Source organism: Caballeronia sp. LjRoot29 (assembly GCF_964252755.1).
Lineage (GTDB): Bacteria > Pseudomonadota > Gammaproteobacteria > Burkholderiales > Burkholderiaceae > Caballeronia.
The window spans coordinates 1-798 of record NZ_CAXUPU020000098.1 but is presented as its reverse complement, the minus strand read 5'-3'; the positions used below and the strand labels follow the sequence as shown (position 1 = coordinate 798).

Annotated in this window: 1 protein-coding gene; it reads right to left on the bottom strand. The window is 58.4% G+C overall.

Annotated elements, in window-relative coordinates; all coding sequences use genetic code 11:
- On the bottom strand, nucleotides 1-464 hold a 464-nt coding region (locus tag ACSQ83_RS35905; RefSeq protein WP_436231377.1), incomplete at its 3' end, for a fimbrial protein.
- Nucleotides 465-798 lie beyond the last annotated feature (334 nt).

Below are 798 nucleotides of genomic sequence, written 5' to 3'. Positions count from 1 at the left end.
GCACCCGTCACGATCGCCACGCCGTTGCCGGCCATGTCGTTGTTTTCACCCGTGACGACGTTGATCGGCAGATGCGATGCGTTGAGCAAACGAACCTGGACGTTCTGCGCACCGGCGGGTGCCTGGTTGGTCAGATAACCGGTGGTCTGGTCGATCGTCGGGCCGTTTTCGAAACGCGCGACCGCCTTCGTTTCAGTCGAGCAGCCGCTCAGCGTGAACGTCAGGTCGGTGGCAGCAGTCGTGCCGGCTGAGGCGCCCTTGGCGCTCAGGGTGCTGCCCGTCACCGTCGGCAGCGTGACGTTCTTGTCAGCGGCACCAGCGGCTTTTGCATCGATCGAGCAGGTGGTGTCGGTAACAGCACCGGTGAAGGTGATCGTGCCGTCCGCTGCGCTGGCACCGGTTGAAGCCAGGGCGATGGTAGCGAGCGTTGCAGCAGCAGCGAGGGTGGAGATGAATGATTTCATGAACGTTTCCAATAGAGAAATGAATGCGGGTTATGTAGACACTTGCAGCGCTTAGGATTCCTATCCCAGTCGATGCCGACCGCGCAGTGCGAGTCACCTTTTTTTCATCGTCTGGATTCGTGTGAGAGGCGATGAACCGGTTCGTCTGCGAGTGAATGAATATTAAGACGGGGCACCCCGGATGACCCTCGGAACTCTCTTAAAGAATTAGGACACAATTGAGAATTCTTAAAAGCGAAATGCTGGCGGGTGGGATGGGTCGGGACGTCCATGAACGCCAAAAGGCGTCCGCGAATGCGGACGCCTTTTCGGTTTCAGACGGGTTTCAGACGGG